The 18,553-nt window shown below is 53.0% G+C and carries 15 protein-coding genes; 4 read left to right on the top strand and 11 right to left on the bottom strand.

Annotation, left to right across the window (positions count from 1 at the left end; all coding sequences use genetic code 11):
* Positions 1-7: 7 nt before the first annotated feature.
* The 9 genes from HN413_01415 to HN413_01375 all read right to left on the bottom strand — a co-directional run bounded on the left by HN413_01415 (position 8) and on the right by HN413_01375 (position 9,352).
* Entirely contained in the window at positions 8-472 is a 465-nt protein-coding gene (locus tag HN413_01415) for a M67 family metallopeptidase (GenBank protein ID MBT3389049.1), read from the bottom strand.
* A 48-nt stretch (positions 473-520) separates the two neighbouring features.
* Entirely contained in the window at positions 521-1,432 is a 912-nt protein-coding gene (locus HN413_01410) for a cysteine synthase family protein (GenBank protein MBT3389048.1), read from the bottom strand.
* Positions 1,433-1,936: 504 nt separating this feature from the next.
* Positions 1,937-2,848, bottom strand: coding sequence for a hypothetical protein (locus HN413_01405; GenBank protein MBT3389047.1), 912 nt, complete (start codon positions 2,846-2,848; stop codon positions 1,937-1,939).
* A 2-nt stretch (positions 2,849-2,850) separates the two neighbouring features.
* Positions 2,851-3,213, bottom strand: a complete 363-nt coding sequence (locus tag HN413_01400) for a response regulator (protein ID MBT3389046.1) — start codon at positions 3,211-3,213, stop codon at positions 2,851-2,853.
* A gap of 258 nt (positions 3,214-3,471) precedes the next feature.
* Complete coding sequence (locus HN413_01395; GenBank protein ID MBT3389045.1) at positions 3,472-4,974, bottom strand: carboxypeptidase M32; 1,503 nt, start codon at positions 4,972-4,974, stop codon at positions 3,472-3,474.
* Positions 4,975-5,054: 80 nt separating this feature from the next.
* Positions 5,055-5,996, bottom strand: coding sequence for a hypothetical protein (locus HN413_01390; protein ID MBT3389044.1), 942 nt, complete (start codon positions 5,994-5,996; stop codon positions 5,055-5,057).
* A gap of 170 nt (positions 5,997-6,166) precedes the next feature.
* Positions 6,167-7,546, bottom strand: a complete 1,380-nt coding sequence (locus tag HN413_01385; GenBank protein ID MBT3389043.1) for a HAMP domain-containing protein — start codon at positions 7,544-7,546, stop codon at positions 6,167-6,169.
* Positions 7,547-7,553: 7 nt separating this feature from the next.
* Positions 7,554-8,234 carry a response regulator transcription factor gene (locus HN413_01380; GenBank protein MBT3389042.1) on the bottom strand — a complete coding sequence of 227 codons (681 nt, stop codon included), beginning with the start codon at positions 8,232-8,234 and terminating at the stop codon, positions 7,554-7,556.
* Between the two features lie 191 nt (positions 8,235-8,425).
* Positions 8,426-9,352, bottom strand: coding sequence for a hypothetical protein (locus HN413_01375; GenBank protein MBT3389041.1), 927 nt, complete (start codon positions 9,350-9,352; stop codon positions 8,426-8,428).
* Positions 9,353-9,530: 178 nt separating this feature from the next.
* Between HN413_01375 and HN413_01370 the strand changes: the two genes are divergently transcribed.
* The 3 genes from HN413_01370 to alr all read left to right on the top strand — a co-directional run bounded on the left by HN413_01370 (position 9,531) and on the right by alr (position 14,051).
* Entirely contained in the window at positions 9,531-10,967 is a 1,437-nt protein-coding gene (locus HN413_01370; protein ID MBT3389040.1) for an aminotransferase class I/II-fold pyridoxal phosphate-dependent enzyme, read from the top strand.
* 110 nt (positions 10,968-11,077) lie between these two features.
* Positions 11,078-12,886, top strand: coding sequence for a peptidoglycan DD-metalloendopeptidase family protein (locus HN413_01365; protein MBT3389039.1), 1,809 nt, complete (start codon positions 11,078-11,080; stop codon positions 12,884-12,886).
* Between the two features lie 13 nt (positions 12,887-12,899).
* Entirely contained in the window at positions 12,900-14,051 is a 1,152-nt protein-coding gene (gene alr / locus HN413_01360) for an alanine racemase (protein ID MBT3389038.1), read from the top strand.
* A 42-nt stretch (positions 14,052-14,093) separates the two neighbouring features.
* On the opposite strand, the gene HN413_01355 is transcribed toward alr, so the two are convergent.
* Complete coding sequence (locus HN413_01355; protein MBT3389037.1) at positions 14,094-15,020, bottom strand: alpha/beta hydrolase; 927 nt, start codon at positions 15,018-15,020, stop codon at positions 14,094-14,096.
* 293 nt (positions 15,021-15,313) lie between these two features.
* On the opposite strand from HN413_01355, the gene HN413_01350 reads away from it, so the two are divergent.
* Positions 15,314-16,378: a hypothetical protein gene (locus HN413_01350; GenBank protein MBT3389036.1), complete on the top strand. Its 1,065-nt coding sequence runs from the start codon at positions 15,314-15,316 to the stop codon at positions 16,376-16,378.
* Here the strand turns inward: HN413_01350 and uvrB are convergent.
* Positions 16,375-18,414: an excinuclease ABC subunit UvrB gene (gene uvrB, locus HN413_01345; GenBank protein ID MBT3389035.1), complete on the bottom strand. Its 2,040-nt coding sequence runs from the start codon at positions 18,412-18,414 to the stop codon at positions 16,375-16,377. The genes HN413_01350 and uvrB overlap by 4 nt on opposite strands.
* Positions 18,415-18,553: the final 139 nt, after the last annotated feature.

Raw genomic sequence — 18,553 nt, 5'->3', positions numbered from 1 at the left:
TGCCATTCTACTTCACCCCCACATCTGGGTATACCCCCTCAGTTCCCATAGAACCTAAAATTTCTTCTTCGCTAAAGTGTGAACGATCATCACTCAACCGCCACGAGCGCGAACTAACCGCGCGCCCGGCATCCACGCGAGTGATAATGTACGAGAACCAGGGCATAGCCCATTCACGGTCGAACTCGGAGGGTACATTCGGGCAGTCGGGGTGCGAGTGAAATACACCGATTATATCCAGCCCCAGGCGCTCGGCTTCGTCTTCGGCGCGCAGCATATCTTGCGGGGTCAGCAAGTAGCGGTTATGACGGACAACATCCGCCCCGGAGTTGGGCAAAGCCAAAATGGCAGTCACCACGCGCCGGGCCGCGTCCGCGCGTCCCAACAGAAAACCGGCGCCCTCTTCGGGGTGGGCCGATTCCAGATGGGCGGCAATTTTATCCAATAGAGTTTTTGTAATTTCTAGTGTCATATTAATTACTGGTTAGAGGTTGAAAGTTGAAGGTTGAATCTGCAACCTTTAACTTTCAATCCATAAAGTTTCATCGCTCAAATATTTGTATCCCGCATCGGGAAAGACGGTCACAACCATGCCAGAGTCAAGTTGTTCGGCAACTTTAAGCGCCGCCACGGCTGCCGCGCCGGAGGAGATGCCTACAAAATAGCCTTCTTCACGCGCCAGCCGCCGCACCATTTCATGGGCTGACTCGGTGGGGATTTCGAGCGTTTGATCGGGCATCGCGGAATCAAAGATGCCCGGCTGAATGGCGGTGGGCATGTGCTTGAGGCCCTCCAGCCCGTGGAAGGGGGAATCGGGTTGCGCAGCAATGATCTGAATGTGGGGATTATACTCCCTGAGATAGCTGCCCGCCCCGGTGAGAGTGCCGGATGTGCCTAACCCGGCTACAAAATGGGTGACTGCGCCCGAGGTTTGGGCAACAATCTCAGGGCCGGTGCTGTGATAATGCGCCTGCCAGTTAGCAGGGTTATCGTATTGATTGGCGTAGAAGTATATCGCTGGCTGCTCGGCTGCCATCTGGCGCGCCACGCGAATAGCCCCATCAGAGCCTTCCAGCGGGTCGGTGAAGACGATTTCGGCGCCCAGCGCCCTCAGAATAGCCAAACGCTCGGGGCTGGCATTGCTGGGCATCGCCAGCGTAACTTTGATATCCAGCGCCGCGCCGAAAGTGGCGTAGGCAATGCCCATATTGCCCGATGTCGAATCGAGCAGGCGCATTCCTGGCAGCAAATGACCCTCGAAGAGTGCTGAGCGGATGATATTAAAAGCCGGGCGATCTTTGACCGAGCCACCAGGGTTGAACCACTCGGCTTTGGCGTAAATTTTGACATCGGGGGAAATGTGGCTGGCAACGCGGCGCAAAGGCAGCAACGGGGTGTTGCCCACAGCCTGGATTAACGGCATTCCCTCCATAGTACCAATTTGAGGCTTCAGTATTTGGTAATCAGGAACCAGGGCATTCAAGGGGGTAGATTCCTGTACAGTTTTTTGTGTAAACACGTTTTATTCTCCAAAAAGCGAAAAGGCAACAATCTGATTACCTGTCTCCTAATCACTCATTCCTATAAAAAAACGGCCAAAAGACAAAAAGAAAAGGGCAGCGGACTCGCTGCTGCAAAGTTGGATACTTTGAGCTTGCGGGGTCGCGACTACCCTTCGTCAGTCTATTGGCCGTAAAAAATCGTTATACTGTGACGAGGAAGGTAGCGCTACGAACCCCGCCCCATACAGATGCAATATGAAATCATAATATTACTCCAAAAGACCTCCGAGATTTCTGCCAAAACCACTTTTAGCAAACGGAGTTGTCACAGCAAAACAATTTCTACGGTGACAAAATTGCTAAAATCGGAGGTCTGGATTCGCAGAATAATTATCAAAATTCTGATATAAATTCTACCGGGTTTGTCCGATTTGTCAAGGACTGAGCAATACCTCAACCGAAGAACTATTCAACGGCGAAATTTCATCGCCGCTGCGCTCAGAAGCGATGACGCGTACCCAGGTTGGCACTGAAACCCCAAAAGGCACTTCTACGGTAAAAAGATTGTGCCTGCCCGGCTCAAAATGGCTAAAGCCAGCCAAACGCGAACCCAACACGCGCCCATCGGCAGCAACCAACTCGACGAGTAAAGGCTCATCATCAAGTGTGCGCGCCACCCCCGAGACCAGCAAGGCCGTCCCCTGGATGAGCACATTTTCCAAGGGGCTTTGAATCAGAATCGGGGCCATGACATCATTCACGGCATATAAATCTTCTTCGCCCGCAGCCAGCAAAATTATTGGCGTTGAAGCCAGCGACAAGACGCGTCCATATTCATCGTGCGTGCTGGCAACCAAACGCGCTGTTTCAGCCGCGCCCGCAATTTCAAAGTTAATTTCCTCATAAATTTGCGTGCGGTCGTTTACATTCGTAAAAGTGAAAATGCGCCGATAAATCAGGCGTCCATCCTCGCCCCACAATTCCACCGTCGCTTTCCGCTCCGCCCCTGGGATGACATAAATCGACATCAACATTGGCGAAACAATTTTCGAGAGCGCCCCTGGCCGCACAATTTGAATTTCGGCTTCAGGAATCTGAATCACAGCGGGGAGTGATGTTTCCACAGCCACAGTAGGAGCATTGATCGTAGGTGTTATGGGCATCACCGTTGGCGGCGCTATTTGCACGGGCGGGGGCGTGTGCGTAGGCAGCGCGGCGGCTGTCATGGCAATCACAGTTGGCAAATATTCGGCGGGAATCAAAGTGGGCAGTGCATTCTGTTCCCCCAGGCTACACGCGGTTAATACAATCAGCGCCCATAACATCGGTAATCCGCGTCTACGCATCGTTACCCCGATGTATATTCTTCAATGATATCCAAGAGATCTTTGGTCAACAGTGGCTTCGCGTGATACGCCTGCGCCCCTGCAGCCAGCGCCCGGTTGGCAAAAACATCATGGCTGGCAGAAACCATCACCATAGGGATTTCAAGAGCGGTTTCATTGGAGCGCAAATGTTCGAGCAGCTCAAATCCATTCATGTCGGGCAAATTATGATCCACAATAATCAAATCGACTGAATTATTTCGCGCCAATTCTATGGCCCCCATACCGCAATCGGCCACAATTGCCTGATGCCCAAAATAGGAAACGATTTTTTCGTACGTTTCAAGGGTAAGTTGATCGTCATCCACAAACAGAACACGCGCCATAATCCACCTGTGATAGTTTGGTTAAATATTTACGATTCTACCATGAAGGAGAAATTCAAACGTGGATTTTGAGCGGGTCCGCCCCGCAGAGGGGGGGCTACACTCAAAGGTGTGTGAACAAAAAAAGCAGCCCCGGCGAAAATCGGACGAGGCTGCTCCTATTAGGTCATTCTGAGACCCCGTAGGGGTCGAAGAATCCATGATAACTTGGCAGGGATTCTTCGTCGCTTCGCTCCTCAGAATGACATATCAAGACCACTACAAGCCGTAAATTTCGCTGTATTTGGTGGTGAGATAGCGCAGATACGGCGCGGGGTCAATCTTCGAGCCGGTGACGCGCTGTACCAATTCTTGCGGTTTGTATTTCTTGCCATGCACATGGATATTGGAACGCATCCACTCGGTGAGATTGGCAAACTCACCGCGGCGCATCTGATCGTCGATGTCGGGCATCTCCTGGCTGAGTTTTTCCCACAATTGCGCCGAAATCAGATTGCCCAGCGCGTAGGTGGGGAAGTAGCCAAAATAGCCGCACGACCAGTGCACATCTTGCAATACGCCCTGAGCATCATTGGGCGGAGTAAGGCCGAAATATTCTTCCATGCGGCTGTTCCAGGCTGCAGGCAAATCCTTGACGGCCAGCGAACCTTCCATCAGGGCAATTTCTAACTCCAGACGCAGCATAATATGCAGGTTGTAGGTGGCTTCATCGGCTTCTACACGAATCAGCGAAGGCTCCACATAGTTGATGCCTTTATAGAAGGTGCCTAAATCCACATTGCCCAATTGTGATGGGAAAAGCTCCTGCAAGCGCGGGTAGAAATGCTCCCAAAAAGGCATTGAGCGCCCGACCAGATTCTCATAGGTGCGCGATTGTGATTCGTGTACGGCCATTGAGGCGCCATCCATCATCGGGGTGCGCTCGAAAGCCGGATTGGTGCCCATGCCATAAAGGGCGTGACCACACTCATGTAACGTGCCAAAGAGCGCCGTTGGGATGTAATTCTTATCGACGCGGGTAGTGATGCGTACATCGTTGACGCTAAAGCCGGTTGTGAAGGGGTGCGCCGATTTATCCTGGCGGCCGCGCTTCCAGTCGTAGCCATATTTTGTGATAATTTCTACGCCAAAATCCCACTGCTTTTGCTCATCATAGTCAAGATGCAAGAACGTTGAATCAACCTGCGGGCGATCAGCAATCGCTTTGATCAATTTCACCTGCTGTGGCCGCAACTGATCGAAAATCGCCTGCACTTCGGCAGTTTTCATATCGGGTTCATACACGTCCAATAGCGGATCATAGACATGCTCATACGGCGCAAAAAACTCGGCATATTGGCGGCGCAGATCAACGATTTCTTCCAGATAGGGCTGGAATTTGCCAAAATCAGATTCGGCGCGCGCTTCTTCCCAGGCGCTGTAAGCCAGAGCAACGGTTTTATAAAATTTTGCGGTATATTCAGGAGTTACTTTGGCATGGGTATCATAAAATTTTTGGACGTTTTGGATCAGGCGCGCATCATCCGAATCGGGGTCCAGTTCTTCGGCGTATTTACTCAATTTTTCAAGGCGTTTGCCAAATTTTTTCGATGTAGTTTTCGAGTGGACCAAACCCTGCAGCGTCGCAATCTGGTTGCCGCGCTGCTCGGCGCCCCCCGGCGGCATATTAACTTGCTGATCCCACTCCAGCACCATCGCTGCGGCATAGATATCAAATATTTCTGCAACGGTTTGCTTGAATTTTGCTAGTTTTTTCTCCATGAAGACTCCTCTTGGGGTAAAAAATCCCGAGAAAACGGAGGGGCAATAGTATCACCCCTCCGTTTTCTCGATTATATGATCTATACAATTTTCCAACGCAGGGGTTCATCTTTCAGGGCGGCTAACACTTCACCGGCAATATCCACTGCAGCGCGGATTTGAGCCTCCGCGGTTTGCGCGCCGAGGTGCGGCGCGGCGATCACCTGCGGATGCGCCACCAGCGCGGTCAGTCCGGGGGGCTCCTCGGCAAAAACATCCAGGGCCGCGCCCGCCACCTGACCGGCTTCCAGCGCCGAGAGCAGAGCGGTCTCGTCAATTACACCACCGCGCGCCGTACACACCAAACGCACCCCGCGCTTCATTTGCGCAAACGCTTGCCCACCAATCAAATTGCGAGTTTTCGGTGTCAGTGGTACGTGCAAAGTAATTAGATCGGCGCGAGCGTAAATCTCGGGGAGTTCCACTGGTTCTGCTCCGCGCTGGCGGATTTCATCACCGGAGAAGAAGGGGTCAAAAGCAATAATTTGCATACCAAAGGCGGCAGCGCGCTGCGCTACAGCCGCACCAATATTCCCCAGGCCAATCACACCCAAAACCTTGCCCGCCAGCTCCGTTCCCACCAGGGCTTTCTTTTCCCAACGGCCCGATTTCATGGCATGATCGGCGCGCGGCAAATGCCGTATTAACCCAAGCATCATCGCCAGGGTTTGTTCGGCCACGGCAATCGTCGTCGCCGTGGGTGAGTTGACCACAGTCACACTACCCGATTGCGCCGCGGCGAGATCAATATTATCGACGCCCACACCGGCGCGCCCGACAACTTTCAGGTTTTTACCTGCCTCAATTACTGCCGCAGTAACCTTCGTGCGGCCGCGTACCACCAGGGCATCATATGCCCCGATAACTTGCAATAATTCGTCGGGAGTGATACCCGGCTGATTGTCAACATCGGCGGCGGCTTGCAAAATTTCTGCGCCGCGGGTATCTAATTTATCGGATATAAGGACTTTGAAAGGGGACATATATTGCGCTCCAATTTGCTAAAAAAAACAGGACTTACGCACTTTCGCAAAAGAAAGCCCGAAAATAGGGATGTGTGAGGTGCGAAACACCCCACACATCCCTATTTTCGGTATATTGTTCATCGTTTTGCGTAAGTCAAAAATAATGGCACACGCCCCATATTGTACCCCTAAAGCGGTAATTCCAATGTAAATAATGCGCCACCTTGTGGGTGATTGGCAGCTGATAAATCGCCGCCGTGCGCCTGAGCCAGCTTGCGAGCAATCGAAAGCCCCAGCCCAGTGGAACCGTATGCGCTGCGGCGGGATTTTTCGGTTTTATAGAAACGCTCAAAAATATGTGGCAGCGAATTTTCGGGGATGCCAGGGCCAGAGTCGTGAACGCTAAGCGTGACTCGCTCGGGGGTGCGTGCCAATCTCACGCGGATACTACCCCCGGCGGCATAGCGCAGGGCGTTGCTCAGTAAATTATTAATAATCTGCTCGATGCGCTGCGGATCAACGGCGAAATGCACTGAATCCACATCGAGGGTGAGCGCCAACCCGGTTTGCTGCGCGCCTGCCTGGGGCTGAAAACGATTCACTACGCGCTCTACCAGGGCAGAGAAATCCACCGGGACGCGTTCCAGCGCCAATTGGCCGGAATCCGCCAGAGCCAGGGTTCGTAAATCATCCACCAAACGCGTGAGAATATGCGTTTGCGCTTCGATGGGTAACAAGTTTTCCTGCGTGAGTTCGTAAATGCCATCCTGCAGGGCTTCGAGATGGGCGCGCTGCACGGCCAGGGGGGTGCGCAACTCGTGGGCAATATCAGCGGTGAGGGCACGGCGGCGGTCTTCGGCCTGCTCTAAAGAGGCAGCCATGTGGTTGAAGGCCTGCCCAAGTGTAACCCATTCGTCCGCGCCCTGCAGTTCAACACGCTGACTCAGATCGCCATCAGCCATGTCGGCAGCCGCGTGGGTGAGATCGCGCACGGGGCGCAGCAGGCTATGCGCCAGCAGCAAGGCCAGCAGCAAGGCCACGCCACCCGCGATCAGCGCAGCGATCAGCGCAGCGCGATTCAACTGCTCAACGAGTTGAGTCTCGTTGTCAGTCGTGAACTGCGCCCCGCCCTCGGTCAGCAAATAGCCGACGGTTTGAAATTTATGGTGCAGGGGAATCGCGCGCTGCATTTCTTCACTGGTGGCGGTTTCGTTGGCCCAATTACCATCGGTATCAAAAATCACATTGCCATCAGAGTCGAGCAAGCGCAAATGCAGGTTCTGGCTGCCGCCGCTGGCATTATTGCCCGCGCTTGGCTGCCCGGCTCCCGCGCCGCGGCCAGAGTTGCCGTGCTGCGTGGCGCTGATGGTTCTACCCACCCCCTGCCAACTTCCCATTTCCTGATAATAGCTTTCCAAATCTTCCACGAGTGGGGCAACCCCCGCCGCGCCGCCGCGAAACATAAAGTTGCGCACAGCCTCGGCGGTATTCAGGCGCACAATCACCACCAGGCTGAGCGTGGCAATGAGCACAACAAGAGCAAAGGAAAGGATGAGGCGCAGACGCATGGTTTATTTATTGCCTCGCAAAACGATACCCCACCCCAAACACAGTTTCAATATAGCGCGGGGCTTTTGGGTCAGGCTCCAGCTTGGCGCGCAAGTTTTTAATATGAGCATCAATGGTGCGCTCGTAGCCCTCGTAGGCTGCACCTTGCGAAGCTTCGAGTAATTGCATACGCGAATAGGCGCGCCCCGGCTGGGCGACCAGAGCAACCAGAAGATCAAATTCGGTGGGGGTGAGTTCGATGGGAATCCCGGCCTGATGAACAGTATGCGCATCGAGGTCAATTTGAATATCGGCGACGGTCAGCACCTGGCTCGGGATGGGTTCTGCTACCGCGCGGCGTAACACAGCCCGCACTTTGGCAACCACCAGCCGCGGTGAATAGGGTTTGGCGATGTAATCATCGGCGCCCAACTCCAATCCGATGAGTTGATCCATCTCTTCGACGCGCGCCGTCAGCATGATGATCGGGGTATCGGCCTTGCGGCGAATTTCACGCGCTACATCCAGGCCATCCATACCGGGCAGGTTGAGATCAAGCAGCACCAGATCGGGCTTTTGCTGCTCCCAGGCGGTCAGGCCGCTATCGCCGCGGTAAGCAGTAATCACGTCAAAGTTGGATTTCTCCAAATAGGAGCGCAGCACTTTGACCAGTTCGGGTTCATCTTCGATAATCAGAATTTTGGGCATGTCCAGGGGTTGAAAGTCTACAGGTTGGAAAGTTGTGATTTGTTATTGATTGATTATAACGCACCGAAATACAGCATATCGCATGGATGTGCAAATCTGATGAAGACGGTATGTAGATTTGATGAAGGCAACCCAAAAGACCCCCGATTTTTTTTCATCGGAGGTCTTTTGGGTCAAGTAACGCAAGTAGATCAGCGTTTTAGCATAACAAATTCAATAGCAGCGTTGCTACCATTATTGCCGTGGCCAGTTTCGGCTAATTGGTATCCATAGGGATCCATTGCTGATAAGGCGTAAAAATCATCATCGTCATTGGTAACATAGCTGTAGATGCTCGCAAAATATGCCGTCCGACCCGCCGAAGGCAAATCAAAATAGTTTTCGATGCTGTTATTATTGTACAGATTAACAGCATCAATCGCGATCAACGCATCGCCAAGAGGCTTAAAAACCGCTATTTGTCCCTTAATATAACTGCCATCATTCCCATTCCAGGCATTTACTTTATAGTCAAATGCGCTGGTTGAATCATTTGGATAGATCGAGAAGGAAAAATCATCATCGGTATTGGTTTCATAGATATTCACCGCAATAACAATCGCATCACCAGGTGAATAATCAAGGGCATAGACTCCATTACTATTGTTGGTTATGGTAAATTCAGCATAGTCAACCAAATCAAAATCATCCAGGCTGATAAGTATTGCCGTTGCGCCTATTTGCGTATTATTTCCGCTATCATAATTTGACGATAAAGTAAAAGTAGCTTGCTGCCGGGTATTATCAAACTCCCACGTACAAGACCAGGAAACATCATCTTCACCATTGGGAAGATAAGCGTCAATTGGACACATTGCCAAAAAGCGGGAAGCGTTCAATGGGTATGGAATTGTCACCCTATCCCTTTTATCGTAAGAAGTTACTTCTAAATCGCCAACATTAAAACCCGGGCCAGGACTGTAAAAAGCATTATCAAAGGGACCTAAACCTTCTCTAGTGCCAGAAACAGGCTCCGGATCGATCACATCGGGCAGCCCACTACCGGCAAAAACCGGGGTGGCAACCATCATTAAATACGAAATGATGACGAACAGTTTCCAGATACGCTTTGTAATCACTTAAGGCTCCTTTATGGCTCAAGACGATATGTAGACATTATGCACACACTAACTCTAATTACAATCCCTACTGTGGTACCACCCAAGACAACCGATATTCGGAAATCATTTCCAGGCGCATCAAGTATACTTAATAGCATTGTAAACAACACTATTCCCCCACAGGAGTTTTTCGGCTATGAGTTCGTCACAATCACAGGTAATCGTTAATCGCAATATCCTCGAGATGGAATATGCTGTACGCGGGCCAATTCCGCAGCGCGCCGCGGCAATGCAACAACAGGGGCAGAATATCATCCCCTGCAATATTGGTAATCCGCAAGCATTGGGGCAATCGCCTTTAACCTATTACCGTCAGGTACTCAGTTTGGTCGAAGAACCATCGAAAATTGCGCGCGAACGACAGATTAAAGATTTATTTGAGGAAACGCCGCACAGCCAGCTCAAAGAAGACGATTTCATCTCGGAGTATGTGCTTGGCATCAGCGAGAAAATTCTCGCGCAAAGCCGCACCGGAACCGGGGCCTATACCGAGAGCAAGGGTTTTCGCTTCATCCGTGAGGCGATTGCCAAATTTATAGACCAGCGCGATGATCATACCGGCGAGCTACGCACCAACACTGAGCATATCTTCCTCACCGATGGGGCCAGCGATGCCGCCAAGCGCGTACTCAACCTGTTGATTGCGGAGAAAAACGATGGGATTATGATTCCTATCCCGCAATATCCGCTTTACTCGGCCAGCATCAAGCTGTTCGGCGGGGTGCAGGTTAATTACTACCCGGATGAGGACAACGATTGGACCCTGAGCCGCGCCGAACTGGAAGCCTCGCTCGAAAAAGCGCAAAGCGATGGCGTGAATGTCAAAGCGATGGTGGTTATCAACCCTGGCAACCCGACCGGAGCCATTTTGGACGCGCAGAGTATTGCCGATGTGATTGATTTCGCCAAAGCACATCATCTTGCCATCATTGCCGACGAAGTTTATCAAGACAATGTGTATGGCGGCGAGTTCATCTCGTTTGCCAAAGCCCTGGGCGCGGCTACTGTGCCGCTCTTCAGCCTGCACAGCATCTCGAAGGGTTTCTTCGGCGAGTGCGGCCATCGCGGTGGGTATCTTGAGGTGCGTAATCCCCCCCAGGTGGCAGGCACCAACCTGAATTTTATCGATCTGCTACTTAAGCAGGCTTCGGTTAGTTTATGCGCCAACACCGCGGGGCAAATCCTGACCTATCTCATGGTCAGCCCCCCCGAGCAGGGCAGCCGCCCACACCGGCTTTTTACCCAAGAGAGAGAGAAAATTCTGGCCGAACTGCATGAAAAAGCCACCCTGATCCGCTCTGCTTTTAATCAAATGGATGGCGTGGAGTGTTTTGGCAAAACCGGGGCGATGTATCTTTTCCCGCGGCTGAACAAACTGCCCGCGGGCAAAAACGACTATGACTATTGCATGGCGTTGCTCGAAGAGACCGGGCTGGTGACGGTCAACGGCTCCGGATTTGGGCAAAAAGAAGGCACATACCACCTGCGAATTGCATTTTTACCGCCCAAAGAACTACTGGCAGAAGTATTACCGCAGTGGATTGCGTTCCACAATCAATTTGTGGCGATATAAATTTTTAGCACGAATTTTGCCTGAAATTCACCCAGGTATTCGTGTTATTTGAGTCATTCGTTCCTACTCTTGATGGCTGCAAGATTAACCTTTAGCATTTCTTCATTTTCATGTCAAATCAACAACGCTGCACTACCCTTCTTATTCGTATCTTTTGGTTCGGCGTGTTACTCTTCGTCATCAACGCCTGTACACGCACGCAAGTAACTCGACCTGAAACGCTGACGGTCCCCGCCATCAGCAGCACCCCATCTCTGACGCCTGTACCAACACTGACCGTAACCCCCAGCCCAACACCGACGCCGACACCAACCGCCCAGCCCTTCGCTGTGGAAGGTTCGCCGCGCGCATACACACTTTTTGATCCCGCTTTTCAGTCTGGCGCGGCCTGTGGATGGGTAGACACCTTTGACTATCCCCTTGACCCGCCTGACGGTGCAACTGCTTCTGGCGGGCGAGATTTTGGGCGCTACCGCGAACGCTATGACAAGTTCCACGCCGGAGAAGACTGGCGTTTCGTTGACGGTGATAACTTCGGCCAACCCGTGTATGCCATCGGCCACGGCGAAGTCACCTATGCTGAATCTGAAGGATGGGGCGCCGATAAGGGCGTAGTGATTGTGCGGCATACTTTCCCCAATGGACGCAAAGTGCTCTCGTTTTACGGACACCTTGACCCACCCAGTGTTACCCTGAACCCCGGCGATTGTATTACGCGCGGTCAAATTATCGGGCAAATTGGCCGCCCACGCACCCCGCCACACCTGCATTTCGAAATCCGCGCCCATTTGCCCTATACCCCCGGCGGCGGCTACTGGTCTACGGATCCGGCCCAATCAGGTTGGTTGCCCCCCTCACAGACCATCGCCGCCTATCGCCTGCAGGTCTCTCCGGGCACACAATGGTATCGTTCAACCGATGAAAGCAGCCAATTTGTATACGTGCTGGACGAAAATCAACTGATATTGGCCGAAGGCGATCAATTGGTGGGGCTGGATTTGGAAAATGGGACGCAAATTTGGTCTTTGAGTTTTGATGAAGTACTCAAACAGGTGCAAACAGACACGGCGGGAAACTGGCTCTATGCCGTGGAATTGCCAAACCAACTCCGAGCGTATCAAATGAATACCGAACCGCTTCTCGTCTGGGAGCGCGAGCTTTCGTCGGCGCTGCAACTCAGCCTGATGCCCCTGCCCGGCGGCGGCATTCTCGTCAGCGACGCGCAAGGCGGCATGACCGCCATCTCGACAACGGGCGAAACCATGTGGCGAGAACCCGACGCTACCGGCATCACGAACTGGATTCACTTCAAGGATACGCTCATCTTCACCACGAATACCACCTTGTGGGCTGGCAACGCCGAAGGCGCGGTCATCTGGGAAGAAGCCCCAACGGGCATCCCCGTCGCCGCGGGCAACCAGTTGTGGCTCTATGCCGCAGATGGCATTTATCGCCTTGATATTGAACAGCGCACCGCCCAGCACGTCTACACCCTATCCGCCGGATTCGCCAATCAGCGCGCCGCGTTGGGGTTATCCAATGGAGGCCTGTTGCTGGCCCACACCGATACCCATGACCGCCGCCTGCTTTCCCTAAACGCCAATGGAAGCCTGGTCTGGGAATATTCGATCTCCGGGCTGGTTGAAGGCACACCGGAAATATTCACGCTGAATGGTGAAATCTATGCCTTGTTCGCCCCCACTAACGGCGCGGCAGGAAGCTACAACGAGATTAGTGTTTTTTGGATTGACCCAAACAACGGCGAAATGCTGCGCATTTTTCAGAGCGGCAGCCGCAACAATAATCCCCTAACGACCTGGGCTATCCCGATTCGCGATCGTCAATTACTCATCCATATCGAAGGCGCAGGAATGCTGCTTTTTGATCCCCAGGCTGCCCGGCAGCGGATGGAAAATTAGAAAGAGATACCTTATGCAAGCTACAAACTCCCCCACCATCAGCACCAACGGCGTAGTACGCCCGACCTTGGTTGAGGTTAACCTAGGCCGTCTGAGCGAGAATTTTCGCGCCATCCGGCAAAAGACCGCCCCGGCAAAAATTATGCCCATTCTCAAAGCCAATGCTTACGGGCACGGCATTGTCGAAGTCGCCCAACATCTCGAAACACTCGGCGCAGACTATTTTGGCGTAGCTGTTCTGGAAGAAGGAATTCTGTTGCGCGAACATGGCATCCGCACCCCAATTCTGATCCTGGGGGGCATACTGGGGAATCAGGTTCCGTATTTCATCCAACACGATCTGACGCTCACCGCTTCTTCGATTGAAAAACTGTGCCAGGTTGATCAGGTCGCCGCACAAATGGGCGTGAAGGCCAAAGTCCACCTGAAAATTGATACGGGCATGGAACGGATTGGCGTGCATTATTACAGCGCCGAAAGTTTCCTGGAGAAAAGCCTGAGTTGTGAGCATCTCAACATCGAGGGCATCTTTTCCCACTTTGCCAATTCGGATGCTGCCGATCTGAGTCACGCCCACTTACAACTCGAACGCTTTCAGGAAGTTTTGTATGTTTACGAGAAACGTTCACTCCCCACGCCACCGCTGCGGCATATGGCCAACTCCGGGGGTATTTTGCAGTTGCCCGAGGCCTACTTCGATATGGTGCGCCCCGGCATTTTGCTCTACGGCGTATATCCCTCGCCGGAAGTCAAACGCAGTGTCCAGGTGAAACCCGCCCTGAGCTGGAAATCGCGCGTGGTGTATTTCAAAGTCATCCAGCCCAACCATCCTGTCGGATACGGCTCTGCCTGGCAAAGCGACCATCCAGTGCGCGGCGTGACCGTTCCGGTAGGCTATGGCGACGGATATTTCCGCAGCATGTCGCACAAGGCGCAGGTACTCATCGGGGGGAAGCGCTACCCGGTTGTGGGGCGAATTTCGATGGATCAGATTGTGGTCAATATCGAGGGAGATAGCGCCTTCAACGACGATGAAGTGGTGTTGATCGGCGAAATGGGTAGCGAATCCATCACCGCGGAGAATCTCGCCGTATGGGCGGATACGATCCCCTATGAAATCCTGACCAACATCAATACGCGCGTCCCGCGAGTGTATATTCGTTAGCAGGAGACAGTCACATGATCCGTGACTGTCTCCTTGCTCGCATTACTCCTGGCTAAAAAATTCGGCCAACAAGGCAATATAATCATCCGCCGCGTTCAAATAGGGGAAATGCCCCACGGCGTGCAGGATGCGAACTTCTGCATCGGGATACGCGGCTTTCAATTGCTCTCGCAGCGCTTCTTCCACCAGCGGGTCATTATCGGCTTCGATAATCAGCACCGGGATGCCCAACGCGGCAACATCGGGCGCAGTAAAGGGATCAACCACGCCGTGAAAACGTCCCACCACCTGCGCCTTGCTCATACGCCCATACGACTGCTCGAGCATATAGGCCAGCACCAACTCCGAATTGCCCGCAGCCGGATACACACTGCCATAGAAACTACTGCGCAACACATCAATCACCAACCATTCGGGCAGGTAAGGAAGCAGCGCGCCGATAGTTTTGTTTTTCTCGGCGATAATTTCATTGGGAGGAAAGGTATTGGCGAAAACTGCCCGGCGGACTCGCTCGGGGTGGGTAGCCACCAAATATTGGGCCAAATACCCCCCGAGGGAGGATCCCACCAAATTCGTCTGCTCCACTCCGAGTTGATCCAGCACCGCCAGCGCGCCGCGGCTCATGGCGGCTAGATCATCCGCCGGGGGGTAGGTCACAGCCACAACACGGTAACGATCACTCAGCGCGTTCATCGGACGCCACCAAATATCTGCCGCGCCAGTCATGCCGTGGAGGAAAAGAATCGTCTCGTCCCCCTGCCCAAAGGCGATATATTCCCAGGGCTGGCCGTCCACCTCGATAGTCTGGGGCGGATGCTCATCCCGAAAGGCGAGGAACTGCGCGGTGAGTTCAGGCTCAACCTTATCGGCAAGCTCGCGGAACGATTTCTGCGGCACCGGCCAGAGATACACAGCCAATACGATTACCAACAGGGCCAGCGAAATGATCCACTTCAATTTTTTACGCATCATAAGCTCCTCAACAATAGTGCCAACGGATAAAATTTTGGCGTTATAATGAATCGTGTATTTGATTATGCCATGCTTTTCAGGTTGAACATACTCGATTTCTCACATAGGCCACGTCACAAAGCGCAATTGAATTAATTGTCATTTCGAGTAAAGCGAGAAATCCCTGCACACTGCATTCACCACATCTGCATGGGCAGACAACCCCGCTTTTCAGAGATTCATCACTTCGTTCGGAATGACATCCAAGAAAGAATATTCAAAATCACAACCCGATTTTCCTGATTCTACCCATGAATAACTCTTCTTCTGAACTCACCTTGCACGACCGCCCGATTGTATTCTGGCTCTTTGGCGCGTCCATGCTGGCCGGAGCTGTTTATTCTTTTACCCGCGCCCCGGCACAATGGCTTCTGATTAGCATTTTAGCGTTATTCGGTCTGGGTTTGTTGATGATGCCCAGCGTGAGCGTCAGCGCCGACCGCATCACGCGCACGCTGACCATCTCCCGCCACTCACTCATCCGTAAATCACAGCAAAAAATCGCTTTTAGGGAGATTACCGGAATCTCGGTAAGTTATCAACTGGATCGTGAAGATCGCAGCCGCACTTATCGGGTAGAAATTTCCTTGCACAACGGCGAAATCGTCCCGCTGCGCAGCGCCTATACCAGTGGGCATAAGCGCAAAGATGAGCAGGCGCAACAACTGCGCGCCATTGTGGGCATCGGCGAGGGAGGTGCGGGGACGTTACCCCAGGCTTTTGATGCGGCAAATTTACAGCGTCAACTTCAACAGCAGCAGGAAGAAATTACCGGCGAGCAAGGGATTGAAAATATCACCCGCGGCGTCCGCTGGAGCTTTGAAACCCTGGCTTTCAGTAGTATGCCGCTCAGTCACTGGCGCTCCCCCGATTTTCATCTGCAAGACTCATTTCTATTTCTGGCGCAAAAGACCCCCGAACAGGATTTGCTGCCCAACTGGCTGCAATCGGCGACCAACCTGCTCTTCAAACAATCCATGCTCGTCTACGGGTTTGGTGAGGGGGATAGCCCGGATATTGCCACTGCCACGCCGATTGAACTACCAGAGCGACTGAAACCTTATTTTCTGGCCTATGGGGATGAACCAGACCGCGCGGAGCAGCTTCTCAATACCTGGGTGATTTCACCACTGGTTGAATGGGCGCACAAATACCCACTGACTCAAAAAAATGTCGGCAGCCAGATTGTGCTGCATATCGGGCCAAAGGGTCTCTCGCTGCGCACGGTAGGGCTGGCTAACCCCGACTATCTGGATGAACTGACCGCGCTGGGGGTGGAGTTGGTACGCGCTCTGGGTGGTGGAAAGCCGAGTTAGTTTCCTCCCGCCAGTAACTTGATGCGCTCCCAGGGTTTGTAATCGCCTTCTTCGGCCATCAAATTTCGCAACTCATAAATCTGATCGCGCAGCGCAGCCGCTTTCTCAAACTCCAGGTTTTGGGCGGCTTGCTTCATGCTGGTCTCCAGATCGGCCAGGATGCTACGCATTTCATCTTGCGGAAGTTTCGCAGCAACCCCATCTACGCTATATTCGGCTTGCGGCTCGGCGATGGCATGGGCGCGCACGCGGTCGGTGATGTCGCGAATATCCTTGATTATGCTCACCGGCTGGATATTGTGCGCTTCGTTATAAGCCACCTGTTTTTCGCGGCGGCGGTTGGTTTCGTCAATGGCAGCGCGCATGGCGTCGGTGATTTTGTCGGCATACATGATAACTTTGCCATCCAGATGGCGGGCGGCGCGGCCGATGGTCTGGATGAGAGCGGTGGCTGAGCGCAGAAATCCGGCTTTGTCGGCATCGAGAATCGCCACCAGCGAGACTTCGGGGAGGTCTAACCCTTCACGGAGCAGGTTAATCCCCACCACCACGTCGAACACCCCCAGGCGCAGGTCCCGCAGAATCCCCACCCGTTCAAGCGTTTCCACCTCGGAGTGCAGATAATGCACCTTGATGCCCATTTCCATTAAATAATCCGCCAAATCTTCCGACATGCGTTTGGTCAGCGTCGTGACAATGACGCGTTGGCCGACTTCAAGGCGTTTATGAATCTCGCCCAGCAGATCATCCACTTGCCCCTGAATGGGGCGAATTTCAATTTCGGGGTCGACCAGCCCGGTGGGGCGGATGATCTGGTCAACGACCTGATCGGCCGCGTCCATCTCATAGGGGCCGGGGGTGGCCGTGGTGTAAATGGTGTAGCCCATGCGAGATTTGAACTCATCGAATTGCAGCGGGCGATTATCGAGCGCCGAGGGCAGGCGGAAGCCATAATCAATCAGGGTAGTCTTGCGGGCGCGATCGCCGTTGTACATGCCGCGAATTTGGGGCACAGTCATGTGCGATTCGTCAATGATGAGCAGATAATCATCGGGGAAATAGTCCACCAACGTCCAGGGAGGGGAACCGGCGGGGCGCTGATCAAGGTGGCGCGAGTAATTCTCGATGCCGGAGCAGTAACCAACCTCGCGCAGCATCTCTAAATCGTAGCGGGCGCGCTGCTCGATGCGCTGGGCCTCGAGGAGTTGCTCGGTATCCTTGAAGTGTTGGATACGCGCTGCGAGTTCGGCTTCAATATCCGTGATGGCCTGTTTGGTTTTGTCTTCCTCGGCGATGAAGTGCTTGGCCGGGTAGACATCCACACTATCCATCTGGCGGCGCAGTTCGCCGGTGAGATAATCGACTTCACTGATGCGCTCGATTTCGTCGCCCCAAAAGCTGACGCGGTAGACCCAGCGATCTTCGTAGGCGGGGGCAATTTCGAGGGTATCGCCGCGCACGCGGAAGGTTCCTGGGCGAAGTTCGATATCGTTGCGGGAATATTGACTCTCCACCAGACGGCGCAGCAAAGTTGTTCGCCGCCAGCTTTTGCCCACTTCGAGATTGATGACAACTTTGCCGTAAGCTTCCGGATTGCCCAAACCGTAGATACACGAAACGGAGGCCAAAATAATGACATCTTTGCGCGACATCAATGCGGTGGTGGCCGCCAGGCGCAGGCGTTCAATCTCTTCGTTGATGTCGGTCTCTTTTTCGATGTAGAGATCGTGCCGCGGCACATAGGCTTCGGGCTGGTAGTAGTCGTAGTAGGAAACGAAATATTCCACCGCGTTCTCGGGGAAGAATTCCTTGAACTCGGCGTAGAGTTGGGCGACAAGCGTTTTGTTGTGGGCGATGATGAGGGTCGGCTTGTTAAAGTAGGCGATGATATTCGCCATGGTGAAAGTTTTGCCGGTTCCGGTCGCGCCCAGCAAGACCTGGTTGCGATTTCCTTTTTCAAGGCCATTTATCAATTGGGCGATAGCTTCGGGCTGATCGCCTGTGGGTTGGAAGGGAGCGTGCAGTTGGAAGGTCATATTTGAGTTGGAAGTTGAAGGTTGAAGGTTGAAAGTTGGATGTATTATACGAACAAAAGTTCGAGTTGTGAGGAGTAGTGAATAAGGAAACCAGGAAACCAAGAAAAAATTCCTGTATTCCTGGTTTCCTTATAGAAAC

The organism is Chloroflexota bacterium (assembly GCA_018648225.1).
Classification (GTDB): Bacteria; Chloroflexota; Anaerolineae; order Anaerolineales; family UBA11858; genus NIOZ-UU35.
Note: the sequence above shows the minus strand (reverse complement) of the source record. Positions and strands in the feature narration are given on the sequence as shown.